Origin of the sequence: Aromatoleum evansii, assembly GCF_045689615.1 — a bacterium.
Lineage (GTDB): Bacteria > Pseudomonadota > Gammaproteobacteria > Burkholderiales > Rhodocyclaceae > Aromatoleum > Aromatoleum evansii.
In genome coordinates this window covers 4,423,468-4,448,578 of the sequence record NZ_CP141259.1, presented here as the reverse complement: position 1 = coordinate 4,448,578, position 25,111 = coordinate 4,423,468, and the positions used below count along the sequence as shown (strand labels likewise).

Sequence of the window (25,111 nt, the reverse complement as noted above, 5' to 3'; positions counted from 1 at the left end):
GGCGACGCATGACGTCGCCGCCGACCACGGAAGGGTCCTCTCGTCGGCGCGCCAGGCGTGTGGCCGCGTGGCTCGCGCTGCCGGCGCTGGCCGCCCTCGTGTCGGCGTGGCTGGTGCTGAGCGAATCGGGCCTGAGGGCGGCGGCCGCCCTCGTGGGGGTCGCGAGTGGCGGGCAGGTGGTGCTGGAGTCCCCCTCCGGTCGCTTGGCGGGAGCGCTGCGCGTCGGCGTGCTGCGCATCGATACGCCCGACCTGCGCCTGCGGGTCGAGGGCCTTGCGCTGGCCTGGCGTCCGCGGGCCCTGCTTGACGCCGACATCGCCATCGACGAGCTCGCGGCCGAGCGGGTCGATTTCGCCACGCGTCCGCAGGATGAGGCTCCGCAGCGCACGCCACCCGAGTCCCTCGTGCTGCCGCTTTCCCTTGCGGCGCAATCGCTGAGCGTCGGCCGGCTCGTGCTGCGCGATTGGGCGGAGGGCGACCTCGCCGCGGCCGGGGCCGTCTTCGACATTGCTGACCTTGCCGCCCGCGCACGCAGCGACGGCGGTCACCATCGCATCGAATCCCTTGCGGCGACCTTGCCTTTCGGGCGCGCCGAATTGTCGGGCGAGATCGACGGGCGCGCGCCGTTCGCGCTGTCTGCGAACGCGACGCTGAGCGGTGCGAACGGCGGGCACGAATACCGGATCCGGCTTGCCGCGGCGGGCGATCTGCTTGCGCCGCAATTGCGGATCGAGGCCGAAGGGGCGGGGCTGAGCGGCGACGGCGAAGTGCGGGCGTCGCCGTTCGAAGCGGTGCCCGTGCGCAGCCTGCGTCTCGCGTTGGGCGATCTCGATCCGGCAATGTTCGCGCCCTCCGCGCCGCGCGCGGCGCTGCGCATCGCGGCCGACCTGTCGGCGCAGGAACTGGCGCAGGGTGCCTGGGAACTGGCGGGGCCGGTCAGGGTGGAGAATCTCGCGCCCGATGCGATCGACCGGCAGGGCCTGCCTTTCACGACGCTTGCCGCACGACTGCGGTGGACGCCCGAGCGCGTGCAGGTGGCAGAACTGATCCTGCGCCTGGCGGGAACCGGGCGGGTCACCGGCGACGTGGATTGGTGGCCGGGGGAGAGTGGGGCCGCTCCGGGGGAAGACGCGAACGAGGCGGCAATGGCACCTCCCGCGGCCGACCCGCTCGGCCGCCTGAGTGCCTCGCTGCAACTGGCGGGCGTCGAGTTGCAGCGCCTGGACGGGCGCCTGCCGCCCTCGGTGCTCGTCGGCGGGCTGCGTGCGGAGGGTGACCGCGGGCGTCAGAGCGCGGAATTCGACCTGAAGGTGAAGGAGACGCGCATGCGTGCCCGGGCGGTGCTGACCTCACTGGGGGAGTCCGGGGTGCGCAGCCTCTCGGCGAGCGGCGAGGTGTCATCCTTCGATCCCCGCCTTTTCATCGCCGACGTCCCGGAGGCGAAGCTGAATCTGGATTTCCGCCTCGCAGCGTCGCTGGGCGATGTGTCCCGCTACGAGACCGCTATCGACTTGCGCTCCGGACAACTGCGCGGCAAGCCCGTGCGCGGGACGCTGCGCGCGGTCGTGGAAGGGGAGCGCCTCGCCGACGGGGACCTGGATGCGGATCTCGCCGGCAACCGTGTTCGCGCGCGAGGTGCCTGGGGCGCACCCCGGGACGTGCTGAAGGTGGACGTGGACGCCCCGGCGCTCGCGGCGCTCGATCCGCGGCTCGGCGGCCGGCTGAAGTTTGCGGGAAGCCTCTCCGGGGGCGCGGCCCAGCCGGCCGGCAGCCTGAAGTTCGCCGCGGAGGCACTGCGCCTGCCGGGCGACGTCCGCATCGCTTCGGCCGACGGCGAGGGCCTGCTCGCCGCGGGTGCGGACGGCGAGGTCCGGCTTGCAATGGCGCTACGGGGGATGAAGTCGGTTGCCCGTGAAGCGCAGAAGGCGGCGGCCGCGGGGCGGGCCGCCGACGAGCCGGACTGGGTGACGCAGGCGAGCCTGCGGCTTGGCGGGACCCGTCGTGCTCATACCGTCGATGTTGCCGCTTCCGGTCTGGAGGGCGACAGCCTGCGGCTGCGGCTGGAAGGCGGCCTCGAGGGCGACGCGCCGGCTGCGGGCACGGCGGACGCACGCGGCGCATGGCGTGGACGTCTGGCCGCCCTGGACACGGCGGGGCGCTGGCCCGTGCGCCTGCGCGCGTCCGCTCCGCTGGAGCTGGGGCCACAGCGCGTGGCGCTGGGCGCGGCCGCGCTCGATGCCGGCGAACGCGGCCGTATCCGGCTGGACGAAACGAGCTGGTCGCCGCAGCGCATCGTCGCCCGCGGCTCCCTCACCGGGCTGGCCTTCGGCCTGATCTCGCGTCCCGACGGACGTCCGCGTCGCGGCCCGGGTCCGCTGGTGCTTGGGGCGGAATGGGATCTGACTCTGGGTGAAGTGGCGCAGGGCTCAGCGCGCGTGTTCCGCGAGGCGGGCGACCTGACCGTGACCGGCGAAATTCCGGCGCGCCTGGGACTGGAGCATCTGGAGGCGCGCCTTGGCGCCCACGACAACCGTCTTGCGCTGGCGCTGGAGGCGCGTGGCAGCGAACTGGGCGAACTGGCCGGCGCCGCGACCGCACAGGCGGAGCGCACGCCGGGTGGCGGGTGGCGGCTTGCGCCCGATGCGGCGCTGCTCGGCTCGGCGCACCTCGCGATGCCGTCGATCGCCTGGGTCGGTCGGCTGATGCAGGAGAACGTTGTCACCGGCGGCAGCCTCGGCGCGAGCCTGGCGCTCGCCGGCACGCCGGCCGCGCCGCGCGCGAGCGGCACGATCACGGGGCGGGAGCTGTCGCTGGCACTGGTCGATCAGGGACTGCATCTGTCGGGGGGAGAAGTGCTCGCGCAATTCGATCGCGACCGGCTGCGGCTCGAACGCCTGGAGTTCTCGTCGCCCAACCGCGTGCGCCCGCGCGACTCCCGCCCCCCGGTGGCGCGCCTGACGGCCACGCCGGGGCGTCTCCGCGCGAGCGGCGAGATCGCGCTGGATAGCGGCAAGGGCCATTTCGATTTCGCCGCCGAGCGCCTGCCGATCCTGCAGCGCAGCGACCGCTGGCTGATCCTGACCGGCGTCGGTGCGGCCAACAGCACCTGGACGCACGTGGATCTTGCGGCAAACCTGAGCGCCGACGCCGGTTATGTCGAACTGGCGGAAACCCCGGCGCCGAGCCTCTCCGACGACGTCGTGATCCTGGGGCGCGAGCGGCGCGCCAACGGCGGAGTGCGGGTCGCCGCGGATGTTGCGGTCGCACTGGGGGATCATTTCTACCTGTCGGCACTGGGCGTCGATACGCGCCTGACCGGCGGCTTGCGCCTGCGCCTGCGCGACGGGGTGCCGCCGAGCGCGATCGGCACGATCGCGACGGCCGGGGGCACGTATCGTGGCTACGGACAGTTGCTGGCGATCGAGCGGGGCCTGATCAACTTTCAGGGCGCGCCCGACAATCCCGGCCTCAACGTCGTTGCGCTGCGCAAGGGCTTGCCGGTCGAGGCGGGCATCGAGATCGCCGGCAGCGCGCGGCGTCCCCGCATCCGCCTGGTGTCCGAGCCGAACGTGCCGGATCCCGAGAAACTGTCGTGGATCGTGCTCGGGCGTGCGCCGAGCGCGGGCGGTGGCGGGGACATGGGCCTGCTGCTGCCGGCGGCGCAGGCCCTGCTGGGCGGTCCGGGCGGCGGGATGACCGAGCAGCTGTCGCGCAGCCTGGGATTCGACGAATTTTCGATCGGGCAGGGAGAAGTTGGCGGCGTCACCCGAAGTGCCACCAGCCGCGTTGTGGGAGAAGGTACCATCGTACGTGGTGGCGACAGCGTCGGTGGTCAGGTCCTGACGCTGGGCAAGCGCCTCTCGTCGGATCTGGTCCTGTCCTTCGAGCAGAGCCTGGGCGGCGCCGAAAGCCTCGTCAAGCTGACCTACCAGCTCAGCCGCAGGGTTTCGCTGGTGGCGCGCGGCGGCAGCGACAATGCCGCGGATATCTATTACACGATCTCGTTCGAATGACGGGAATCGCGGCCCGACGATGCTGTCTTAATCGCGGGCGTCAACGGAGACACATGCATGACGAAGAACGAAACACCCGCAGTACGCGAGACCGCCATTCTCGCGGGGGGATGTTTTTGGTGCCTGGAGGCCGTCTTCAAGGAAGTCGATGGTGTGGAGTCGGTGAGCTCGGGCTACATCGGCGGGCGTGTCGAGGCGCCCACCTACCGGCAAGTCTGCGACGGTGGCACCGGCCATGCCGAGGCGGTGCAGATCGTCTTCGACCCGGCGGTGGTGAGCTATCGCGAGCTGCTCGAGATCTTCTTCGTCATCCACGACCCCACCAGCCTGAATCGCCAGGGCAACGACATCGGTACGCAGTACCGCTCGGCAATCTTCGCGGTGAGCGACGAGCAGCTGCACACGGCCCTGGACCTCATCGAATACATGGGGGAGGCGCGCGTGTATCCGAGCGCGATCGTCACCAAGGTCGAGCGCGCCGGTACCTTCTGGCCGGCCGAGGACTACCACCGCGACTACTACGCGAACAACTCCGACCAGCCCTACTGCCAGTACATCGTTGCGCCGAAGGTCGCGAAGTTCCGCGAGAAGTTCGCCAACCGGCGCAGGCGGGGCGGGTAGAATCGGGGTTTTAACCCCGCAGGAGAGTTCCGATGTCCCAAACCACCACCGCCAGCGGCCTCGTCATCGAGGATCTGGAAGTCGGCAGCGGTGCCACCGCCGCCGCGGGCAAGCGCGTGTCGGTGCATTACACCGGCTGGCTGACCGACGGCAAGAAGTTCGATTCGAGCAAGGATCGCAACGACCCGTTCGACTTCCCGCTGGGCGCGGGTCACGTGATCCGCGGCTGGGACGAAGGCGTGCAGGGCATGCAGGAAGGCGGCAAGCGCAAGCTGACGATCCCGCCGCAACTCGGCTATGGTGCGCGCGGCGCCGGCGGCGTGATCCCGCCGAACGCGACCCTGGTGTTCGAAGTCGAGCTGCTTAAGGTTTTCTGACCCGGTCTGACCCGGATCAGCCTTGTGGGAGCGGCTTCAGCCGCGAATGCGCCGTGCCTGGCCGTGGCACTGCTACGCGGCTGAAGCCGCTCCCGCATCGGGCTCTGACGGCGCGATTACAAGAAAAAGGGGAGACATGAAACTCGACCCGGTTCAGCGGCGCATCCTCGCGCTGCTGCAGAAGGACTCGACGATCAGCACGCAGAATCTCGCCGAGAAGGTGGGCCTGTCGTCGTCGCCGTGCTGGCGGCGCGTGCGCGAGCTGGAAGAGGCGGGGCTGATCCGCGGCTATGTCGCGCTGCTGGATCGCAGGAAGCTCGGGCTGGAAACCTGTGTGTGGGTGCGCGTGAAGCTGAAGAAGCACAGCGCCGATGTGCTCGACCGCTTCGAGCAGGCGGTGAAGGGCTGCGACGAGGTGGTCGAGTGCTACGAGCTGCTCGGCGAGACCGACTGCCTGCTGAAGCTCTACCTGCCGAACCTGGAGGCGCTGTCCTCCTTCATGCACAACTTCCTGCTGAAGATTCCCGAGGTCGACGTGACGAACTCCAGCGTCGCGCTGCGCGAGATCAAGAACGAGACGGCGCTGCCGCTTTAGGGCGGGCAGCGCCTTCGTCGTGACGCCGGCCCGGTTCAGGCCGCGAGTTCCCCGATCTCCTCGCCCAGGTACGCGCTGCGGACCTTCGGGTCGTCGAGGAGCGCCTTGCCGGTGCCTTCCAGCGTGACGCGTCCGCCTTCCATCACGTAGGCGCGTTCGGACACTTCGAGCGCGAGGTTGGCGTTCTGCTCGACCAGCAACACGCCCATGCCTTCGCGCGTGATCGAGTGGATCACCTCGAAGATCTTCTCGACGACCAGCGGCGCGAGACCCATCGACGGCTCATCCAGCAGCAGCACCTGCGGACGCGACAGCAGCGCGCGGCCGATCGCGACCATCTGCTGCTCGCCGCCCGACAGCGTGCCGGCGACCTGGCTGAGGCGCTCCTTCACGCGCGGCAGCAGCGTGAACACCTTCTCCATATCGGCGGCGATGCCGTCGGTGTCGCGGCGCGTGTAGGCGCCGGTCTGCAGGTTCTCCGCGACGGTGAGGCGGGTGAAGATGCCGCGCCCTTCCGGCACCAGCGCGAGCCCCTTGCGCAGGCGCAGGTGCGAGGGCAGCTTGCCGATGTCCGCGCCGGCGTAGCGGATCTCGCCGCCGCTGTGCGGCACGACGCCGGCGAGCGTGTTGAGCGTCGTGGTCTTGCCGGCGCCGTTCGCGCCGATCAGCGATACGAGTTCGCCCTCGCGCACCTGCAGGTCGATGCCCTTGACGGCCTGAATGCCGCCGTAGGCGACCTTGAGGCCGCGGACTTCGAGGATGGGGGTGGTGTTCTCAGTGCGCACGGTGGCCTCCCAGGTAAGCCTTGATGACGTCGGGGCAACGCTGGACCTCGGCCGGCGTGCCTTCGGCGATTTTCTTGCCGAAGTCGAGGACGGCGACGCGGTCGCACAGTCCCATGATGAGTTTCACGTCGTGCTCGATCAGCAGCACGGTGATGCCGTCGCCGCGGATCGTCTCGACGAGCGTGCGCAGCCCTGCGGTCTCGGTCGCGTTCATGCCGGCGGCCGGCTCGTCGAGCGCGAGGAGCTGCGGCTCGGTCGCCAGCGCGCGGGCGATCTCGAGGCGGCGCTGGTCGCCGTAGGAGAGGTTCCTGGCGACGGTGTCGGCGTGGCGGCCGATGCCGACGTAGTCGAGGATCTCCAGCGCGCGTTCCTGCATCAGGCGCTCTTCCTCGCGGGCGGCGCGGCTCTGCGTGAGGATGCCCCACACGCCCGACGACGAGCGGATGTGGTGGCCGGCCATCACGTTTTCCAGCGCGGTGAGTTCGCGGAACAGGCGGATGTTCTGGAAGGTGCGCGCGATGCCGTGCTGCACGACCAGGTGCGGTTTGGCCGAGGGCAGTTCGGCGCCGTTCATGACGAACTCGCCGCCGTCGATGGCGTAGGCGCCCGTGAGCACGTTGAAGAAGGTGGTCTTGCCGGCGCCGTTCGGGCCGATGAGGCCGTACACCTCGCCCCTGCGGATCGTCAGCGAGACGTCGGTGAGCGCCTTCAGGCCGCCGAAGCGTTTATTCACGGCGCGCGATTCGAGCAGGGTGATCATGCGTTCCTCCGGTCACGGTGGGCATAGCGGGTACGGGCGGGCAGCAGGCCGGCGGGGCGGACGAGCATCATCACGATCATCGCCAGCGACAGCAGCAGCATGCGCAGCACCTCGGGGTCGAGCAGGGTCTTGCCGAACAGCGCCATCTGCATCGGCACCGCGAAGTGGCGCAGCAACTCGGGGAGCGCGGTCAGCAGGATCGCGCCGACGATGACGCCGGCGAGGTTGCCCATCCCGCCCAGCACGATCATCGTCAGCACGACGATCGACTCCATCAGGCTGAAGCTCTCCGGGCTGACGAAGCCCTGGAAGGCCGCGAACAGGCCGCCCGAGACGCCGCCGAAGGTGGCGCCCATCGCGAAGGCCAGCAGCTTCATCATGCGCGTGTCGATGCCGATCGCCTTGGCAGCGAGCTCGTCGTCGCGGATCGCTGCCCAGGCACGACCGATGCGCGAGATCTGCAGGCGGCGCACGAGGATGATCGCCAGCACGACGCAGGCGAGGAAGGCGTAGTAGTACAGCAGCAACGAGGAGATCTGGAAGCCGAAGAGCTCGAGATCCTTCGACAGGTCGAGCCCGGCGATCGTCAGCGGGTCGATCGAATCGATGCCTTGCGGGCCGTTGGTGATGTTGATCGGCTGGTTCAGGTTGTTCATGAAGATGCGGATGATCTCGCCGAAGCCCAGCGTCACGATGGCGAGGTAGTCGCCGCGCAATCGCAAGGTCGGGAAGCCCAGCGCGATGCCCGCGAGTGCCGCGAAGGCCGCGCCCAGCGGCAGCACGATCCAGAACGGCAGGTGGATGCCGAAGTGCGGTGATGCGAGGAAGGCCCAGGTGTAGGCGCCGACCGCATAGAACGCGATGTAGCCGAGGTCGAGCAGGCCGGCGAAGCCGACGACGAGGTTGAGGCCGATCGCGAGCAGCACGTACAGCAGCGCGAAGTCGAGCACGCGCACCCAGCTCTTGCCCATCGCCAGGGCGATAAGGGGCGCGGCGAGCGCGAGCAGGATGACGAGGGGGAGTTGCAGCCGTCGGTCGAGTGCGAAGCTCGCCGGCAGCGGAAGGGCGGTGGAGTTCGTGGTCATGGTCTCTTTCCTGTGGGGTCAGGCACGGTCCGCGACGCGTTCGCCGAGCAGGCCCGACGGGCGGAAGATCAGGACGACGCCGAGGATCATGAAGGCGAAGATGTCCTGGTAGCTCGAATTGAGGAAACCGAAGGTCAGGTGCTCGATGTACCCGGCGCCGAAGCTCTCGACGAGGCCCAGCACCAGGCCGCCGACCATCGCGCCCGGCAGGTTGCCGATGCCCCCCAGCACCGCCGCGGTGAAGGCCTTCAGGCCCGGCGTGAAGCCCATCGCGTAGTGCGCGATCGCGTAGTTCGACGCGAACAGCACGCCGGCCAGCGCCGCAAGGCCCGAACCGATGATGAAGGTCGCGGCGATCACGCCGTTGGCGTTGATACCCATCAGGCCGGCGACGCGGTGGTTCTCGGCCGTGGCGCGCATCGCGCGGCCGAGGCGGCTCTTGTTCACCAGCAGCATCAGTCCGCCCATCAGCGCGAAGGCGACGACGATGGTGAAGATCTGCAGCGGCGACACGACGACGCCGGCGACCGGTTCCATCGGGCTCGTCGACACCAGCTGCGGGAAGACGTGAAACTCGCGGCCCCAGATGATCATCGCCAGCGTCTGCAGCAGGAAGGACACGCCGATCGCGGTGATCAGCGGCGCCAGGCGCGGCGCGTTGCGCAGGCGACGGTAGCCGATGCGCTCGATCAGGTAGCCGACGGCCATGCACACCGGTACCGCCACCGCCACGCCGGCGGCGAGCAGCACCACCGGATGCAGGCCGGGGACCGCGGCGTTGAGGAGGCTGACGGTCTGCAGCGCGACCAGCGCGCCGACCATCAGCAGGTCGCCATGGGCGAAGTTGATCAGGCCCAGGATGCCATAGACCATCGTGTAGCCGAGGGCGACGAGCGCGTAGATGCTGCCCGACACCAGGCCGTTGAGTGTTTGTTGCAGGAAGGTTTCCATCGATTCACCCTTGGTGTTGTGCACACCGCGACGGCGGGCGCCGCCGGATTGCCGGACGAGCGCTGCCGCTGCGTCCGCTGGTGCGCGGACGCAGGGCGAGCGTCGTGATCTGGGGAAGAGGTGCGCCGACCGCGGTACTGCCGGCCGGCGCGAGGAGAACTGTTACTGGATGGTCTGCAGCGGCGCCCACTTGCCGGCGTCGAAGTTATAGACGGTGATCGAACCGCCCTTGATGTCGCCCTTGTCGTCGAACGCGACCGGGCCGGTGACGCCCTGGTAGGCGAGGGCGCGCAGTGCGGGCTGGTACTTCGCCGGTTCGACCGAGTTGGCCGTCTTCATCGCCTCGATCACGGACATCATCGCGTCGTAGGCATACGGGGCATAGACGTGGATGTCGTTGCCGTAACGCTGCTTGAACTGGGTACGGAAGGCCGCGCCGCCGGGCATCTTGTCGAGGGGGATGCCGGCTTGGGTGCAGAAGGTGGTTGCCGACAGCGCGTCGCCCGCCATCTTGATCATCTCGCCGGTGCAGCCGCCGTCGCCGGTCAGCAACTTGGCGGTCATGCCGAGCTGCTTCATCTGGCGCGCGAGCGGGGCGGCCTGGGCGTCCATGCCGCCGTAGAACACGGCGTCGGGGTTCAGGGCCTTGATCTTGGTGAGGATCGCCATGAAGTCGGTCGCCTTGTCGTTCGTGAATTCGCGTCCGGCGATCTGGCCGCCGGAAGTCTTCACCGAGTTCGCAAAGGCGTCGGCGAGGCCCTGGCCGTAGGCGGTGCGGTCGTCGATCACGGCGATCTTCTTCGCCTTGAGCTGATCGACCGCGTACTTGCCGAGCGCGTTGCCCTGCTGCAGGTCGTTGGCGATGACGCGGAAGGTCATCTTGTAGCCCTGCTGGGTGAGCTTGGGGCTGGTCGAGGAGGGGGTGATCACCGGGATGCCGGCCTGCTCGTAGATGCGCGAGGCGGGAATCGAGGCGCCGGAGGTGACGTGGCCGACCACGCCCTTCACGCCGGAGTCGGTCAGGCGCTGCGCGACGGTGGTCGCGGTGCGCGGGTCGGCCTGGTCGTCCTCGCTGACGAGCTCGAACTTGACCGTGTCGCCGCCGATCTTGATGCCCTTCGCGTTGGCGTCCTCGATCGCGAGGCGCGCGCCGTTCTCGCCGTCCTTGCCGAAGGCCGCGGCCGGTCCGGTCAGCGGGCCGGCGTGGCCGATGCGCACGACGACTTCCTTGGCGTGGACGGCACCGGCGGCGAGGCTGGCGGCGGCGAGGGCGAAAATCAGTTTGTTCTGCTTCATGGGTGTCTCCTCCTTGTGGGCGGTGCGCGGGTGCTGCTGCACAGGCGGCGGAGACGAAGGGACACCGGCCGCTCGCGCGGCAACCGGTAGATCCACGATGGTTTGTCTCCTGCCTGTATTTGTTTCGCAACCGCTCGTGGGTTCGATTGCGTGGGGATGAATGGTACGGAGGGTGGTGCGGAATTGTTTTGCGGCTTTTGCGGGATTCACGGATGCCGCAAGGAAAATTTTGCCGGCTTCGATGTGCTTTTGGCGGGATTCGTGTCGAAAGGGTGTTGCGCGGTGCAACAAGCACCCCTTTCCGGCGCCCGTTTCCCTGTCAGAAAGTTCCCGCCGGCCCGGCGCTCCGGTAGCATCGCGAACCCTTCCCCCGCATACTTGTTTCATGGACCAACCCGCCCGCGCCTGCGGCATCGATTTCGGCACCTCCAACTCCACGGTCGGCTGGGTACGGCCGGGCGCGACGACCCTGCTCGCGCTCGAGGACGGCAAGCCCACGCTGCCCTCGGCGGTGTTCTTCAACGCCGACGAGGAGACGACCGCGTTCGGTCGGACTGCGCTGGCGAAGTATCTCGAAGGATACGAAGGCCGCCTGATGCGTGCGCTGAAGAGCCTGCTCGGCAGCAGCCTGATCGACGGTCAGACCGAGGTGCAGGGGCGGGCGCTGCGCTTTCGCGACCTGCTCGCGGGCTTTATCGGCGAACTCAAGGCGCGCGCCGAGGCGCAGGCCGGGCGCAGCTTCGACAAGGCGGTGTTCGGGCGCCCGGTGCGCTTCGTCGACGACGACGATGACGCCGACCGCAAGGCACAGCAGACGCTCGCCGAGATCGCCGCGCAGGTCGGCTTCCGCGACGTGAGCTTCCAGTTCGAGCCGATCGGCGCGGCGCTGCACTATGAACTGTCGCTCGCGCGCGAGGAGCTGGTGCTGATTGCCGACATCGGCGGCGGCACGGCGGACTTCTCGCTGGTGCGCCTGTCGCCCGAACGCGCGCGCCGTTCGCACGACGAGCACGACCGCCGCGAGGATCTGCTCGGCAACGGCGGCGTGCATATCGGCGGCACCGATTTCGATCGCGCGCTGAGCCTGGAATGCGTGATGCCGCTGCTGGGCTATCGCAGCCGCATGAAGAGCGGCGCCGAGATTCCCGCCAGCGTCTATTTCCAGCTCGCGACCTGGCACACGATCAACTTCGCGTACACGCGTCAGGCCTGGGCGGACCTGCAGAATGTCTATCGCGATGCCGCCGCGCGCACCGAGCTCGACCGCCTGGCGAAGCTGATCAATCGCCGCGAGGGGCACTGGCTAGCGCTGCAGGTGGAGCAGGCGAAGATCGACCTGTCTGCGGCGCCAGCGGCGGTCATGGACCTCGACCGCCTGGAGGACGGCCTCGGCCACACGATCACCGAGGGCGATTTCGCATCGGCCACGCTCAACCTCGTCGACCGTGTCGCGGCGTGCGTGCGCGCGCTGCTCGACGAGGCCGGCGTGCGGCGCGAGCAGGTCGATACGATCTATTTCACCGGCGGCGGTAGCGCGGTGCCGCAGCTGCGTGCGCGCATCGCTGCCGAGCTGCCGCAGGCGCGCAGCGTCGAGGGCGACCTGTACGGCAGCATCGGTGCGGGGCTGGCGGTGGAGGCCGCCCGGCGCTACGGCTGAGTGCGGGTGGGCGTTCCCGGCCGCGTTCGGGATAAAGTGCGGTAGGACAATTTTCGCCCCGTGGCACGGTTGCAGGGCCGCGATGCTGCGGTGCACAGCCTGCTAATCGGGCGGTATTTCCGAAAATCGTCCGTTCGGGAAAATTTTTTCCTGTGGTGCGTGATTTCGCTCGCAACGAGAAAAAACTCCCCGACTCCATCTCCTTACGATGCTCACTCGCGTTCGATGCCGCGGACGCACACAACAGCAACCATACAGGAGACAACGTCGGCAGGCCGGACACGGGCGTCACGAGCGCCGCGCGTCCAGGGGCTTGCGACGGATCACGCGCCATGTCGAATACCCACTCCCCGCAGGCTCTCGCCCCCCTTGCACCTGTTTCGCTCGACGACAAGTACACGCTGACCTCCGGTCGCGCCTACATGACCGGCATCCAGGCACTGGTCCGCCTGCCGATCATGCAGCGTCTGCGCGACCAGGCCGCGGGGCTCAACACCGCCGGCTTCGTCACCGGCTACCGCGGCTCGCCGCTCGGTAACGTCGACCAGGAGTTCTGGAAGGCGAAGAAATACCTCGAGCCGCATCACGTCCGCTTCCAGCCGGGTCTGAACGAAGACCTCGCCGCGACCGCCGTGTGGGGCACGCAGCAGGTGAATCTCGACCCGAACGCGCTGTACGACGGCGTGTTCTCGATCTGGTACGGCAAGGGCCCGGGCGTGGATCGCACCGGTGACGTCTTCCGCCACGCCAATGCCGCAGGCACCTCGAAGCACGGCGGCGTGCTCGTGATCGCAGGCGACGACCATGGCGCCAAGTCCTCGACGCTGCCGCACCAGACCGAGCACATCTTCAAGTCGATGATGATGCCGGTGCTCGCGCCCGCGGGCATCCAGGACTACCTCGAATACGGCCTGCACGGCTTCGCGCTGTCGCGCTACTCGGGCTGCTGGGTCGCGTTCAAGGCGCTGACCGACACCGTCGAGACCTCGGCCTCGGTTGATATCGATCCGTTCAAGGTCCAAACGGTCATCCCGGCGGACTTCCCGATCCCCGCCGACGGCCTCAACCTGCGCTGGCCCGATCCGCCGCTGGTGCAGGAAAAGCGTCTCGTGCATCACAAGCTGTACGCCGCGCTCGCCTACTGCCGCGCCAACGGGCTCAACAAGACGATCATCGACAGCCCGAACGCCAAGCTCGGCATCATCACCGCCGGCAAGAGCTACCTCGACGTGCGCCAGGCGCTCGAAGACCTCGGCATCGACGACAAGGTCGCTGCCGAGATCGGTATCCGCCTCTACAAGGTCGGCATGGTGTGGCCGCTCGAAGCCGAAGGCGTGCGCGAGTTCGCCAACGGCCTCGACGAGATCCTCGTGATCGAGGAGAAGCGCCAGTTCCTCGAGTACCAGCTGAAAGAAGAGCTCTACAACTGGAACGAGAACGTCCGTCCGCGCGTCATCGGCAAGTTCGACGAGAAGGGCGAATGGGCGCTGCCGCACAGCGACTGGATGCTGCCCGCCGCCGGCGACCTGACCCCGGCGATGATTGCCCGCGTGATTGCCGCGCGCATCGCGCGCTTCTACACCTCGGACAGGATCAAGGCGCGCCTCGCCTTCTTCGACGCCAAGGAAGCCGCGCTCGCCAAGCCCCGCCTGTCGATCCAGCGCGTCCCGCACTACTGTTCGGGCTGCCCGCACAACACCTCGACCAAGGTCCCGGCAGGTTCGCGCGCGATCGCCGGCATCGGCTGCCACTATATGGCCACCTGGCTGTCGCCCGAAACGACGCAGACCTTCTGCCAGATGGGCGGCGAAGGCGTGCCCTGGGTCGGCCAGGCGCCCTTCACGAAGACCCCGCACGTCTTCGCGAACCTCGGCGACGGCACCTACATGCACTCGGGGATACTGGCGATCCGCGCGGCGGTCGCCGCCAAGGTGAACATCACCTACAAGATCCTCTACAACGACGCCGTCGCGATGACCGGCGGCCAGCCGCACGACGGCACGCTTTCGGTGCCGATCATCGCTCGCCAGCTCCAGGCCGAAGGCATCGGCAACATCATCGTCGTCAATGACGGCCCGCGCGCCTACGGCCCGGCGGACCTGCCGCACGGCGTGCCGATCCGCCACCGCGACGAGCTCGACGCCGTGCAGCGCGAACTGCGCGAAGTGCCGGGCGTCACCGCCATCATCTACGATCAGACCTGCGCCGCCGAGAAGCGCCGCCGCAGGAAGCGCGGCAAGTTCCCGGATCCCGCAATGCGCGTCGTCATCAACGACCTCGTCTGCGAAGGCTGTGGCGACTGCAGCGAGAAGTCGAACTGCATGTCGGTGGCCGCCGTCGAGACCGAGTTCGGCAGGAAGCGCACCATCGACCAGTCCTCGTGCAACAAGGACTTCTCGTGCGTGAAGGGTTTCTGCCCGAGCTTCGTCACGATCGAAGGCGGCAAGCTCCGTAAGGGTAAGGCCGCAACGGCCGCCGCGGACGTCTTCGCGTCGCTGCCCGAACCGATGCTGCCGGCGACCAACGCCCCGTGGGGCATCCTCATCACCGGTGTCGGCGGCACCGGGGTCGTCACGATCGGCGCGCTGCTCGGCATGGCGGCGCACCTCGAAGGCAAGGGCGTGTCCATCCTCGACATGGCCGGCCTCGCGCAGAAGGGCGGGGCGGTGTGGTCGCACGTCAAGATCGCCAACCGGCCCGAGGACATCTTCGCTGCGCGCGTCGCCGCCGGCGAAGCCAACGTCGTCATCGGCTGCGATCTGGTGGTGTCCGCAAGCGATGAATCGCTCGCGAAGATGCGCACCAATCACACCCGCGTCGTCATCAACCGCGACCAGACCAATACCAGCGAATTCGTCCGCGGCTTCGCGGCGCAGGCGCGCAGCGGCAACGTCATGAAGCACCCGGACCCGCAGTTCCCGGCCGGCTCGATGGAAAACCAGATCGTCGACGCCGTCGGCAGCCAGAACGTCGAGTTCCTTGAGGCCTCGCGTCTGGCGACCGCGATCCTCGGCGATTCGATCGCGACCAACCTCTTCATGCTCGGTTTCGCGTGGCAGCGCGGCCTCGTGCCGCTGACGCGCGATGCGATCATGCGCGCGATCGAACTGAACGGCGCCGCGATCGAGGCCAACAAGTCCGCCTTCCAGTGGGGCCGCCGCGCCGCGGTCGATCCGGATGCGGTCGAGAAGGCCGCCAAGCCGCAACACGGCACGCCGGAGCATCACAAGCTGTCGGCCTCGGTCGACGAAGTGATCGCCCGCCGCAAGGCTTTCCTGGCCGACTACCAGGACGCCGCCTACGCCGAGCGCTACGCGAAGCTCGTCGAGCGCGTGCGCGCCGCCGAAGCCAAGGTCCAGCCCGGCGTGACGCTGCTGACCGAGGCGGTCGCACGCGGCTACCACAAGCTGCTCGCCTACAAGGACGAGTACGAAGTGGCGCGCCTCTACACCGACAGCGATTTCCTCAAGCGCGTCGAGGAGCAGTTCGAAGGCGACTACAAGCTCGTCTTCCACCTCGCACCGCCGACGCTTGCCGACAAGGACCCGCAGACCGGCGAGCTGCAGAAGAAGAAGTACGGCCCGTGGATGCTCAAGGCGATGCGCCAGCTCGCGAAGATGAAGGGCCTGCGCGGCTCGATGCTCGACCCCTTCGCACGCACGCACGACCGCAAGCTCGACCGCCAGTTGATCGCCGACTACGAAAGTGTCGTCGAGGAGATCCTCGCCGGCCTCGAGAAGGCGAACTTCGAGACCGCCGTCGAACTCGCGAGCCTGCCCGAGCAGATCCGCGGCTTCGGCCACATCCGCGAGCGCTACCTGCGCAACGCGCGGATGCGCGAAGCGGAACTCCTCGCGGCCTTCCGCCGCAAGGAGCGCCCGGCGGAAGCGGGTGGTGCGAAGGTCCGCAAGACCATCGCGGTCATCCCGGGCTAATTCCCGACGCGGCGATCAAGCATGTGAGGTTGGTTCGGGCACCGTGTTCCTCCCCCTTCAAGGGGGAGGTTAGGAGGGGGATGGGTTTCGGCGACGTTGGCTAAACCCATCCCCAACCCAACCCAGGAGTCTCCGCTTCGCTCTGCCGTTCCGCAGGCGCGGAGCGGTGCTCCCCGAAACCCCTGCTCCACCCCCTTGAAGGGGGAGGAACAAGGTGCCCGAACCAGCCGATTGCCGGACTACTAAGACCAGTTCCCCCTCCCGCAGCAAACCTTCCGCCACGGCCACGAGCCGTGGCGGAGGGGGCGTTGCACCCTTTCCAGACCAATGAAGGAGACATCATGAGCGTTTTCAATCTGAGCGATTTCGCCGACCACGAACAGGTCGTGTTCTGCAGTGACGAGAAGAGCGGCCTCAAGGCCATCATCGCGGTGCATAACTCCAACCTCGGCCCGGCCCTCGGTGGCTGCCGCATGTGGCCCTATGCCTCCGAAGAGGAAGCGATCCGCGACGTGCTGCGCCTGTCGCGCGGCATGACCTACAAGTCGGCGATGGCCAACCTCAAGCTCGGTGGCGGCAAGTCCGTGATCATCGGCAACCCGCGCACCGACAAGACCCCCGAGCTGCTGACGGCATTCGCCCAGGCCGTCGAGCGCGTCAACGGACGCTACATTGCAGCGGAAGACTCCGGCACCGGCGTCGACGACATGAAGTTCATGTCGCAGTTCACCCGGCACGTCGCGGGTATCGTCGACAAACCCTCCGAGAACGGCACCCGCAGCGGCGACCCCTCGCCCGCGACCGCCTACGGCACCTTCGTCGGCATCAAGGCTGCGGTCAAGGAGCGCCTCGGCCGTGACTCGCTCGAAGGGCTGAAGATCGCCGTGCAGGGCCTCGGCAACGTCGGCTTCGACCTTGCCCGCCAGCTGAAGGCCGCGGGGGCGCAACTGTGGGTCACCGACATCCATCGCGAACCGCTGCTGCGCGCCGCCAAGGAGTTCGAGGCGACCGTCGTCGCGCCGGAAGAGATCTTCGGCCTCGACGTCGACGTCTTCGCCCCCTGCGCGATGGGCGCGATCATCAACGACCAGACGCTGCCGCAGCTCAAGGCGAAGATCGTCGCCGGCGCCGCCAACAACCAGCTCGCCGAGCCGCGCCACGGCCTTGCGCTGATGCACAAGGGCATCCTGTACGCCCCCGACTACGTCATCAACGCCGGCGGCATCATCGACGTGTACTACGAGCGTACCGGCAATTTCGACCGCGCCGCGCTCACCGCCCACATCGAGCGCATCTACGACAACCTGATGGAAATCTTCGCGCGCGCGCGCAAGGAAGAGCGCCCGACCGGGGAAGTCGCCGACGCGATCGCCGAGGAGCGCTTCAAGCGCTGACCGGCTGCTCGCTCGATGCCGGTCCGTCCCTCCGATGGGGGAGGGGCCGGCAACGATGAGCCGGATTAGCCGCGCAGGAGCTTCGACGCGAGGTCTGCGAGGCCGCCGGACAAGGCGTTGTCGTCCGGCAGCCGGCCCTGCGGCGTGAGCTGGTCGATGAGCTGGGGCAGCAGCGCCGCGAGCCCGCCGGCCGCTTCCTGCTGCGGGATGCCGAGCTGATTCGCGATGCCGTCGATCGTGTCGGCGCCGAGCGCGGTCGAGAGCTGATTGCCGTCGATCGCCGCGTTCTTGCCGGTACCGACCCACGACGCCGCCGCCTCGCCGAGCCCGGCCTGCTGGAACTGCTGCAGCAGGCCCGCGAGTCCGCCCGGCTGATTCTGCAGCAGGTTCATCGCGATCTGCAGCAGCGCGCCGCCCGGCGCCTGCCCACCCTGCTGCTGTCCGTCGCCCAGCACGCTTCCCAGCACCTGGCCGGCCAATCCGTCCAACAATCCCATTCCGGTCTCCTTGGCGTTTGCGAGAGAGAGGCCATTGTTTGCCCTTCCGCTCCATTCCGCAAGCATTGCCGGGCGCGCTCCGTGCGCGTGGTTTAACATGCGGGCATCTTCACATTCCCGCCAATATGCGTACGCTCACCCCGCAGCAGGCCCTGCTGCTTTCTCTCTTTGCGGCCATCACAACCATCGGCATGAAGACCGGGGCGTGGTGGCTCACCGGTTCGGTCGGCTACCTCTCGGACGCCCTCGAATCGCTGGTCAATCTCGCCGGCGCGTCCTTCGCGCTGGTGATGGTGTCCCTGGCGCGGGCACCCGCCGATCCGGGGCACCCCTATGGCCACGGCAAGGCCGAGTACTTCTCCGCCGCCTTCGAGGGCGTGATGATCTTCATCGCCGCGCTGGCCATCCTGTTTGCGGCCGGCGAACGCCTGCTCCATCCGCAGCCGCTGGGGGCGCTGGGTATCGGCACCGCGCTGTCGGTCGGGGCCAGCCTGGTGAACTTCGTCGTCGCGCGCATTCTCTTCCAGGTCGGGCGCGCGCACCGCTCGCTCGCGCTGGAGGCCGACGCCCGCCACCTGATGACCGACGTATGGACCACCGCGGGCGTCGTCGTCGGCGTCGCGCTCGCGAGCATGAGCGGCTGGGTGTGGCTGGACCCGGTCATCGCCGCCGCCGTTGCGCTGAACATCCTGCGCGAGGGCTGGGGGCTGATGCAGCGATCGGTGGATGGGCTGATGGATCGGTCGCTCGCCGCCGAGGACATCGAACGCATCGAGGCGGTGCTCGCGACGTTCGCGGCGCGGGGCTGCAGTTTCGCGAACCTGAAGACCCGGGTTGCCGGCGCCATGCACTTCGCGCACGTGGACGTCCGCCTGCCGGGCGACTGGTCGGTCGCCCGCGCCCATGCGCTTGCCGACGAGGTGGAGCGGGCGGTGGAAGCCCAGGCCGGCGCGCGCCTGACGACGCACGTGGAGCCGGCCGACTAGTTCAGGAGGACGCTCAGTGGCCGGCGCGATGGCGGGCGCGTTCCTCGGGCGTCCAGATCTCGCCTGAGCCTTCGCGGTGGTCGCGCCGCGTGAAGGCTGACTTGTAGCCGGTGAACATCGCGAGCACGTAGTTCTGGCGATGCCACCACGACGACCACAGCACGCCGGCGAGGTGGAAGCCCGCCAGCGTGAGCAGGGCCTTGGCCATGAACTTGTGCACCACTTCGAGGTTTTCGTCCCACATGGTCGGCACGATGTCCGCGAGCGGGCCTTCGAGTTGCTGTGCGCCATAGAGCATGGTGCCGATCACGGCGTTGAACAGCAGCATCGCCAGCAGCAGGTACACCATGAGCGCGCCCATGGGATTGTGGCTGAGATATTCACGTGCCTTGGCCATGCGCAGTGCGGACAGCAGGTACTGCACGGTCTCGTTCAGGCTGTAGGTGAAGGCTGAGAAGCGGGCGTACTTCGTGCCGACGAATCCCCAGATGATGCGGATCACGACGAGCGTGAAGATCGTGTAGCCGGCGTAGGCATGCAGGGGGAACTTGTCGGTGATCAGGTAGCCCGTCGTGAAGGACACCACCAGGGTCCAGTGGAAGATCCGGACGAGGATATCCCAGACCTTGATCCGGGTCGGTGCGGTAATCGTGCTGGCCTGCAGGCTGGCTGCGCGGGGGTCGTTCATGGCGTGTATGCGTCGTCGTCGCCGCAAGCGGCGGCAGGGATGGAAAACCGATTCTGAAACATAATTTTACCAGTCGGGCTGGCGGGCCCGGATGATCCGGGTCAATCCGGACGTTAACAAGTTGGCAATGCACTGTTGCGCAAAGTGCACATGGGCGACGGCTTCCCCACCAACGGTGGGGAATATGCCCCGAATTGATTCCGGCGACCGGGGCGAATTTGCGGTCGCTGTAGGCCTGGCGCCGGGCTCGCGCGTTATCTCGAATAAGGCACGAGTATTGCTCGACATGGTTGCGGACACGAACCTGGTCCGCGAAGGAGGCAGCCATGAAGTCCCGCGACGACGTCTTTCTCGCCCGCCAGCCGATTTTCGACCGGCAGCGCAAGCTGGCCGCCTACGAGCTGCTCTTTCGCGAAGACGACTCGGGCGAAGCCCGCGTCACCGACAATGCCCTGGCGACGGCCCTGGTCATCGCGCGTACCTTCGGCCAACTGGGCCTGAACAGCGTGATCGGCGGCAGTGCGGCCTTCGTCAACGTGGACGCGGAAATGCTGATGAGCGCTCGCATCGAAAGCCTGCCGCGTGACCGCGTGGTGCTGGAGTTGCTGGAAACCGTCACGGTCGATTGTGCCGTCGTGGATCGGTGCTCCGAATTGAAGCACCTCGGCTACCGCCTCGCCCTCGACGACGTTTGCGGCGTGAGCCGCGAGATGGAGCCGCTGCTGGACATCGTGGATGTCGTAAAAATTGACATTCTGCAGCTCGAACCCGCAGCGCTCGAGCTCCTGGTGCACCGCCTGCGGCTGCATCCGGCCAAGCTGCTGGCGGAAAAGGTGGACACGCTGGAGCGTGCACGCCATTGCGTGAACCTCGGGTTCGACCTCTTCCAGGGTTATTTCTTCGCCCGTCCGGCCCTGCTGACGGCCTGAAAGCCGCGCGGGATCAGACTTCGCGCGCGATCTCGGCGATGATCGCCGCGCCGTAGGCCTCGAGCTTGCGGTCGCCGATGCCGGACACGTGCGCCAGCTCCTCGATGGAGCCCGGCCGCGCGAGCGCGATTTCGCGCAGCGTGGCGTCGTGAAAGATTACATATGCGGGCACGTTGCGTTCGCGGGCCGTTGCCGCCCGCCAGGCACGCAGCCGGTCGAAGAGCGTGAGCGGCACGCCGTCGAGGATCTCCATGCGGGTGCTGCGCGCGCGTTTGGTGCGCCGTTTCTCGGGCGCGAGCCGCAGGGAGAACTCAGCCTCGCCGCGCAGCAGCGGCCGTGCGAGATCGGTCAGCGTCAGCGCGTTGTGGCGGTCGTGGTCCACGGCCAGCAGGCCGCGCGCGACAAGCTGGCGGAATAGCGTGCGCCAGGTCTTCTCGTCGAGGTCGGCGCCGATGCCGAAGGTGCTGACCTTGTCGTGCTCCCAATCACGCACCTTGTCGGTGAGCTCGCCGCGCAGCACGTCGATGACGTGGCCGGCGCCGAAGCGCTGGCCGGTGCGGAATACGCCCGACAGCGCCTTGCGCGCGGCATCCGTCGCGTCCCAGGTGCGCGGCGGTTCCAGGCAGTTGTCGCAGTTGCCGCAGTGCTCGCCGCTCTCGCCGAAGTGCGCGAGCAGGTGCTGGCGGCGGCAGCCGGTGGTCTCGACCAGTCCGACGAGCGCGTCGAGCCGGGCGCGGGCGCGGCGCTTGAAGTCCTCGCTGCCCTCGGATTCGTCGATCATGCGCCGTTGCTGCACGATGTCCTGCGCGCCCCAGGCCATCCATGCCTGCGAGGGGAGGCCATCGCGGCCGGCGCGGCCGGTTTCCTGATAGTAGCCCTCGATCGAGCGCGGCAGGTCGAGGTGGGCGACGAAGCGCACGTCGGGCTTGTCGATGCCCATGCCGAAGGCGATGGTCGCGCACATCACCAGCCCGTCCTCGCGCAAGAACCGGCTCTGGTTCGCCGCGCGCACGTCCTGGGGCATGCCCGCGTGATAGGCGAGGGCGCGGATGCCCTGTTCCTCCAGCCACGCGGCGGTCTCCTCGACCTTGCGCCGCGACAGGCAATAGACGATGCCGGCGTCGCCCGCGTGGTCGTCGCGGATGAAGGCGAGCAGCTGGTTGCGCGGGTTGTCCTTGTCGACCATGCGGTAGCGGATGTTCGGCCGGTCGAAGCTGGAGATGAATCGGCGTGCGGTGGCGAGCCCCAGGCGCTGGGCGATCTCCTCGCGCGTGTCGGCGTCGGCGGTCGCGGTCAGTGCGATGCGCGGCACGCCCGGATAGCGCTCCGGCAGCACCGACAGTTGCAGGTACTCGGGGCGGAAATCATGGCCCCACTGCGATACGCAGTGCGCCTCGTCGATCGCGAACAGCGCGATGCGGCCGGCCTCGTGCAGGCGATCGAGCGTCGCCAGCATCCGGCCGGTGAGGAGGCGTTCCGGCGCCACGTACAACAGGTCCAGCCGCCCGCCGACGAGGTCGCGTTCCACCGTGACGGATTCGTCGGCTGCCTGGCTGGAGTTCAGGTAGGCTGCCGCCACGCCCGCTTCCTGCAGCGCGCTCACCTGGTCCTGCATCAGTGCGATGAGCGGCGACACCACCACGGCGGTGCCGGCGCGCAACAGGGCCGGCACCTGGTAGCACAGCGATTTGCCGCCCCCGGTGGGCATCAGCACCAGCGCGTCGCCGCCTGCCGTCACATGCTCGACGATGGCCTGCTGTTCGCCGCGGAAGGCGGTGTAGCCGAAGACGTGCTCGAGGATGTGCAGGGGGGAAGAGGGGGCGTGCGCGGTCATTGCCGTCATTCTACCGGTGCCGTCACTGTCGATACAGGGTGGGAGCGCGGGCGGGTGCGAGCCTGGGGTGTGGGAGTGCAATGCATACGGCATTATTGCGCGCCGGAGGCCGATTCGACGCCGTTCGATGACGGTGTTATCGTTCGACTATTACGAAAGTTGCAGGTTGTGCGCGGCCGGGAGATTCCATGCGGAAGACCGACGTTTCAAAGCTATACGAGGCCTACCCTCACCTCGGGCGGATCGATGAATTGTGGGGAACGCGCGATTGTCGCGAGTTCATCAACCGGCTCATGAACGACACGCGCGACGGTCAGCGGCGGGGATTCCCGGGCGACCACGCGCGCACCATCCTGCGTCTGTTGCTGGAGCACGATCGCGAGTTTCCGCAGTTTGAGGAGAGCATCACGTCCGACTGGCGCAACTCCGTGGATGCGTCGCGGCGCGGAATCCAGGGGTGACTTGGCGCAGATGAATCGGCCCGACGACGATCTGCTCGAATTCGCAGCGGAAACGCCGCCCGCAGCGGCCAACACTGCAGCGTGCTGGAAGGTCGCGATCGTCGATGACGACGACGATGTCCACCGCAGCACGGAACTGAGCCTCGCCAACACCGAGATCCTGGGGCGTCCGCTCGCCTTCCTGCACGCCCGTTCGGCCGCCGAGGCACGCGCGCTGTTCGTCGGGGAGCGCGACATCGCGGTGATCCTGCTCGACGTGGTGATGGAAACCCAGGATGCCGGCCTGCTGCTGGTCGACGAGATCCGCCACCGCTTCCGCATGCAGGACGTGCGCATCATCCTGCGCACCGGCCAGCCCGGATACGCCCCGGAGCTCGAGGCGATCCGCGACTACGACATCAACGACTACAGGAACAAGTCGGAGCTCTCCCGCACCCGACTGTATGCGGCGCTTACCGCGGCGATCCGGGCGTATCAGCAGATCCGCATCGTCAACGCGAGCCGGACAGGGCTGGCGCACATCGTGCGCGGCAGCGCGGAGCTGCTGCGCAGCGAGGGGCTGGGCGAATTCGCCGCCGGCGTGATCACGCAGATGGCCGGGCTGCTCGGCCTGCCGCCCGAGGGGTTGGTGTGTGCGCGGCGCGATGCCGGCGCGCCGTGCGAGGTGATCGCGGCGGCCGGACGTTTCGACCATGTGTCGCGCCAGCCGCTCGCGTCCTTGCAGGACGCCGGCATCCGCGCGACCCTCGAGCGTGCGCTCACGCAGCGCACCAATGTCCTCGAGCCGGGGCAAGGCATCGCGCTGTACTTCGGCTCGCGCCCCGGGCGCGACCTGGCCGCGTATGTGGAGACGGGCTACCCTGCGGACGAACTCGATCCGACCCTGCTCGAGGTGTTCTGCGCAAACGTGTCGGTGTGCCTCGACAACATCGAGCTCGTGCAGCGGCTCAATGAATACTCGTACTTCGACCCGCTGGTGCACCTGCCCAACCGCCGGCAGCTGCTCGAACTGCTCGACGCCCACCTGAACGAGCGCGAGGGCCGTCGCGGGGTGCTGGCCGTGGTGGATATCGACCACTTCGGCGAGATCAACGGTGCCTTCGGTTATCACTACGGCGACGCGCTGCTGAAGGGCGTCGCCGCGCGCATCGTCGCCGGCTGCGGCCCGGCTGCGCGGGTCGCGCGGGTCGGCAGCGACAGCTTTGGGGTGTTCTGGAGTGCGCACGACGCCGACGTGAGCTGCCTCGACGGCCTCTTTTCAGAGCCGCTCGAGGTCGAAGGCGACAGCATCATCGTGTCGGTGACGGTTGGCGTCGTCCGCCTCGACGACGTCGGCGGCGACGGCAGCGAAGCGCTGGAGGATGGCTACCTGGCCCTCAAGCGCGCCAAGCAGGCCGAGCGCGGTTCGGTGGCGCGCTACAACCGGGGCGTCAGCGAGGAGATCCGCGGGCGCGTGAATCTGCTGCACAACCTGCGCGGCGCCTTCGGTGCGAACGAGCTCTTCCTCGTGTTCCAGCCGCAGATCGATCTTGCGACCGGGCGCTGCGTCGGGGCCGAGGCCCTGCTGCGCTGGCGCACCGGCGACGGGGCGATGATCCCGCCCGATCGCTTCATTCCGCTGGCCGAACGTTCGGGCCTGATCGTGTCGATCGGCGAGTGGGTGCTGCGGCGCGCCTGCGAGGAGGCCGCACGCATGGCGCGGGCCGGCCACGCTTCGGTGCGCATGGCGGTCAACGTCTCGGTGATCCAGTTCCGCGATCCGCACTTCCTCGGGCGGCTGCGTGCCGCAATCGAGGACAGCGGCGTGTCGCCACGGCAGATCGAGCTGGAGATCACCGAGTCGGTCGCGATGGGGGAGGGCGACCGCATGATCGAGCTGTTCGGGCGCGTCAAGGCGATGGGGCTGGATATCGCCATCGACGATTTCGGCACCGGCTTCTCGTCGCTGAGCCAATTGCAACGCATGAACGTCGATCGCCTGAAGATCGACCGCGCCTTCATCAACGACATCGGCGGCGCCGGCAAGGGGGGCGATATCGCGGGCCTCGTGTGCGGGCTGGGCGACCGGCTGGGCATCGAGCTGATCGCGGAAGGCATCGAGCAGGCCGAGCAGGCCGGGCGTCTGCAGGCCATGGGCTGCCAGCTCGGCCAGGGCTATCACTTCGCGCGGCCCATGCCCGCCGAGGACTGGCGCGCCTGGCTGGCCGCGCACTCGTCGGGGTCGGGCGCGCAAGGCGGATGCTGAGC

At 68.2% G+C, this 25,111-nt stretch carries 19 protein-coding genes; 11 read left to right on the top strand and 8 right to left on the bottom strand.

What is annotated here, in order from left to right; genetic code table 11:
* Positions 1-8: 8 nt before the first annotated feature.
* The 4 genes from U5817_RS20820 (at position 9) to U5817_RS20805 (ending at position 5,606) form a co-directional block, all read left to right on the top strand.
* Positions 9-4,013 carry a translocation/assembly module TamB domain-containing protein gene (locus U5817_RS20820; protein WP_407278676.1) on the top strand — a complete coding sequence of 1,335 codons (4,005 nt, stop codon included), beginning with the start codon at positions 9-11 and terminating at the stop codon, positions 4,011-4,013.
* Between the two features lie 57 nt (positions 4,014-4,070).
* The gene (gene msrA / locus U5817_RS20815; protein ID WP_407278675.1) at positions 4,071-4,634 is read left to right on the top strand and encodes a peptide-methionine (S)-S-oxide reductase MsrA; all 564 of its coding nucleotides are present in this window, start codon (positions 4,071-4,073) and stop codon (positions 4,632-4,634) included.
* 32 nt (positions 4,635-4,666) lie between these two features.
* Positions 4,667-5,011, top strand: coding sequence for an FKBP-type peptidyl-prolyl cis-trans isomerase (locus U5817_RS20810; RefSeq protein ID WP_169126688.1), 345 nt, complete (start codon positions 4,667-4,669; stop codon positions 5,009-5,011).
* 136 nt (positions 5,012-5,147) lie between these two features.
* Positions 5,148-5,606: an Lrp/AsnC family transcriptional regulator gene (locus U5817_RS20805; protein ID WP_169126686.1), complete on the top strand. Its 459-nt coding sequence runs from the start codon at positions 5,148-5,150 to the stop codon at positions 5,604-5,606.
* 35 nt (positions 5,607-5,641) lie between these two features.
* Here the strand turns inward: U5817_RS20805 and U5817_RS20800 are convergent, their stop codons facing one another.
* The 5 genes from U5817_RS20800 to U5817_RS20780 all read right to left on the bottom strand — a co-directional run bounded on the left by U5817_RS20800 (position 5,642) and on the right by U5817_RS20780 (position 10,483).
* Positions 5,642-6,391 carry an ABC transporter ATP-binding protein gene (locus U5817_RS20800; protein ID WP_169126684.1) on the bottom strand — a complete coding sequence of 250 codons (750 nt, stop codon included), beginning with the start codon at positions 6,389-6,391 and terminating at the stop codon, positions 5,642-5,644.
* Positions 6,381-7,151, bottom strand: coding sequence for an ABC transporter ATP-binding protein (locus tag U5817_RS20795; RefSeq protein WP_407278674.1), 771 nt, complete (start codon positions 7,149-7,151; stop codon positions 6,381-6,383). Before U5817_RS20795 ends, U5817_RS20800 begins: the two co-directional genes overlap by 11 nt.
* Positions 7,148-8,236 carry an ABC transporter permease subunit gene (locus U5817_RS20790; RefSeq protein WP_407278673.1) on the bottom strand — a complete coding sequence of 363 codons (1,089 nt, stop codon included), beginning with the start codon at positions 8,234-8,236 and terminating at the stop codon, positions 7,148-7,150. Before U5817_RS20790 ends, U5817_RS20795 begins: the two co-directional genes overlap by 4 nt.
* An 18-nt stretch (positions 8,237-8,254) precedes the next feature.
* Positions 8,255-9,187, bottom strand: coding sequence for a branched-chain amino acid ABC transporter permease (locus U5817_RS20785; RefSeq protein WP_407278672.1), 933 nt, complete (start codon positions 9,185-9,187; stop codon positions 8,255-8,257).
* Positions 9,188-9,349: 162 nt separating this feature from the next.
* Positions 9,350-10,483 (bottom strand): branched-chain amino acid ABC transporter substrate-binding protein, encoded by a 1,134-nt coding sequence (locus U5817_RS20780; protein ID WP_407278671.1) that lies wholly within the window; start codon positions 10,481-10,483, stop codon positions 9,350-9,352.
* Between the two features lie 385 nt (positions 10,484-10,868).
* On the opposite strand from U5817_RS20780, the gene U5817_RS20775 reads away from it, so the two are divergent.
* The 3 genes from U5817_RS20775 to U5817_RS20765 all read left to right on the top strand — a co-directional run bounded on the left by U5817_RS20775 (position 10,869) and on the right by U5817_RS20765 (position 17,469).
* Positions 10,869-12,140: an Hsp70 family protein gene (locus U5817_RS20775; RefSeq protein ID WP_407278670.1), complete on the top strand. Its 1,272-nt coding sequence runs from the start codon at positions 10,869-10,871 to the stop codon at positions 12,138-12,140.
* 332 nt (positions 12,141-12,472) lie between these two features.
* A complete protein-coding gene (locus U5817_RS20770; RefSeq protein ID WP_407278669.1) occupies positions 12,473-16,075 on the top strand; it encodes an indolepyruvate ferredoxin oxidoreductase family protein in 3,603 nt (1,200 codons plus the stop codon).
* A gap of 341 nt (positions 16,076-16,416) precedes the next feature.
* Positions 16,417-17,469 (top strand): Glu/Leu/Phe/Val dehydrogenase dimerization domain-containing protein, encoded by a 1,053-nt coding sequence (locus U5817_RS20765; RefSeq protein WP_407278668.1) that lies wholly within the window; start codon positions 16,417-16,419, stop codon positions 17,467-17,469.
* Positions 17,470-17,534: 65 nt separating this feature from the next.
* Here U5817_RS20765 and U5817_RS20760 read toward each other — a convergent pair whose 3' ends face one another.
* Positions 17,535-17,966 carry a YidB family protein gene (locus U5817_RS20760; protein ID WP_407278667.1) on the bottom strand — a complete coding sequence of 144 codons (432 nt, stop codon included), beginning with the start codon at positions 17,964-17,966 and terminating at the stop codon, positions 17,535-17,537.
* Between the two features lie 125 nt (positions 17,967-18,091).
* Between U5817_RS20760 and U5817_RS20755 the strand changes: the two genes are divergently transcribed.
* The gene (locus U5817_RS20755) at positions 18,092-18,952 is read left to right on the top strand and encodes a cation diffusion facilitator family transporter (protein WP_169126666.1); all 861 of its coding nucleotides are present in this window, start codon (positions 18,092-18,094) and stop codon (positions 18,950-18,952) included.
* A 13-nt stretch (positions 18,953-18,965) separates the two neighbouring features.
* On the opposite strand, the gene U5817_RS20750 is transcribed toward U5817_RS20755, so the two are convergent.
* Positions 18,966-19,640, bottom strand: a complete 675-nt coding sequence (locus U5817_RS20750) for a cytochrome b/b6 domain-containing protein (protein ID WP_169126664.1) — start codon at positions 19,638-19,640, stop codon at positions 18,966-18,968.
* A gap of 326 nt (positions 19,641-19,966) precedes the next feature.
* Here U5817_RS20750 and U5817_RS20745 point away from each other — a divergent pair, with 326 nt between their 5' ends.
* On the top strand, positions 19,967-20,569 hold the full coding sequence (locus tag U5817_RS20745) for an EAL and HDOD domain-containing protein (protein ID WP_169126662.1): 603 nt from the start codon (positions 19,967-19,969) through the stop codon (positions 20,567-20,569).
* A 13-nt stretch (positions 20,570-20,582) separates the two neighbouring features.
* On the opposite strand, the gene recQ is transcribed toward U5817_RS20745, so the two are convergent.
* Entirely contained in the window at positions 20,583-22,412 is a 1,830-nt protein-coding gene (recQ, locus tag U5817_RS20740) for a DNA helicase RecQ (RefSeq protein ID WP_407278666.1), read from the bottom strand.
* Positions 22,413-22,591: 179 nt separating this feature from the next.
* On the opposite strand from recQ, the gene U5817_RS20735 reads away from it, so the two are divergent.
* A complete protein-coding gene (locus U5817_RS20735) occupies positions 22,592-22,864 on the top strand; it encodes a hypothetical protein (protein WP_169126658.1) in 273 nt (90 codons plus the stop codon).
* Positions 22,865-22,874: 10 nt separating this feature from the next.
* Positions 22,875-25,109: a bifunctional diguanylate cyclase/phosphodiesterase gene (locus U5817_RS20730; RefSeq protein ID WP_169126656.1), complete on the top strand. Its 2,235-nt coding sequence runs from the start codon at positions 22,875-22,877 to the stop codon at positions 25,107-25,109.
* The last annotated feature ends 2 nt before the right edge of the window (positions 25,110-25,111 follow it).

Bases quoted from the DNA above. Each gene is read 5' to 3' on its own strand.
- U5817_RS20760 (WP_407278667.1), bottom strand. From the start codon at position 17,966: ATGGGATTGTTGGACGGATTGGCCGGCCAGGTGCTGGGAAGCGTGCTG.
- U5817_RS20765 (WP_407278668.1), top strand. From the start codon at position 16,417: ATGAGCGTTTTCAATCTGAGCGATTTCGCCGACCACGAACAGGTCGTG.
- U5817_RS20785 (WP_407278672.1), bottom strand. From the start codon at position 9,187: ATGGAAACCTTCCTGCAACAAACACTCAACGGCCTGGTGTCGGGCAGC.
- U5817_RS20735 (WP_169126658.1), top strand. From the start codon at position 22,592: ATGCGGAAGACCGACGTTTCAAAGCTATACGAGGCCTACCCTCACCTC.
- U5817_RS20805 (WP_169126686.1), top strand. From the start codon at position 5,148: ATGAAACTCGACCCGGTTCAGCGGCGCATCCTCGCGCTGCTGCAGAAG.
- U5817_RS20755 (WP_169126666.1), top strand. From the start codon at position 18,092: ATGCGTACGCTCACCCCGCAGCAGGCCCTGCTGCTTTCTCTCTTTGCG.
- U5817_RS20820 (WP_407278676.1), top strand. From the start codon at position 9: ATGACGTCGCCGCCGACCACGGAAGGGTCCTCTCGTCGGCGCGCCAGG.
- U5817_RS20795 (WP_407278674.1), bottom strand. From the start codon at position 7,151: ATGATCACCCTGCTCGAATCGCGCGCCGTGAATAAACGCTTCGGCGGC.
- msrA (WP_407278675.1), top strand. From the start codon at position 4,071: ATGACGAAGAACGAAACACCCGCAGTACGCGAGACCGCCATTCTCGCG.
- U5817_RS20745 (WP_169126662.1), top strand. From the start codon at position 19,967: ATGAAGTCCCGCGACGACGTCTTTCTCGCCCGCCAGCCGATTTTCGAC.
- recQ (WP_407278666.1), bottom strand. From the start codon at position 22,412: ATGACGGCAATGACCGCGCACGCCCCCTCTTCCCCCCTGCACATCCTC.
- U5817_RS20790 (WP_407278673.1), bottom strand. From the start codon at position 8,236: ATGACCACGAACTCCACCGCCCTTCCGCTGCCGGCGAGCTTCGCACTC.
- U5817_RS20810 (WP_169126688.1), top strand. From the start codon at position 4,667: ATGTCCCAAACCACCACCGCCAGCGGCCTCGTCATCGAGGATCTGGAA.
- U5817_RS20780 (WP_407278671.1), bottom strand. From the start codon at position 10,483: ATGAAGCAGAACAAACTGATTTTCGCCCTCGCCGCCGCCAGCCTCGCC.
- U5817_RS20750 (WP_169126664.1), bottom strand. From the start codon at position 19,640: ATGAACGACCCCCGCGCAGCCAGCCTGCAGGCCAGCACGATTACCGCA.
- U5817_RS20775 (WP_407278670.1), top strand. From the start codon at position 10,869: ATGGACCAACCCGCCCGCGCCTGCGGCATCGATTTCGGCACCTCCAAC.
- U5817_RS20770 (WP_407278669.1), top strand. From the start codon at position 12,473: ATGTCGAATACCCACTCCCCGCAGGCTCTCGCCCCCCTTGCACCTGTT.
- U5817_RS20730 (WP_169126656.1), top strand. From the start codon at position 22,875: ATGAATCGGCCCGACGACGATCTGCTCGAATTCGCAGCGGAAACGCCG.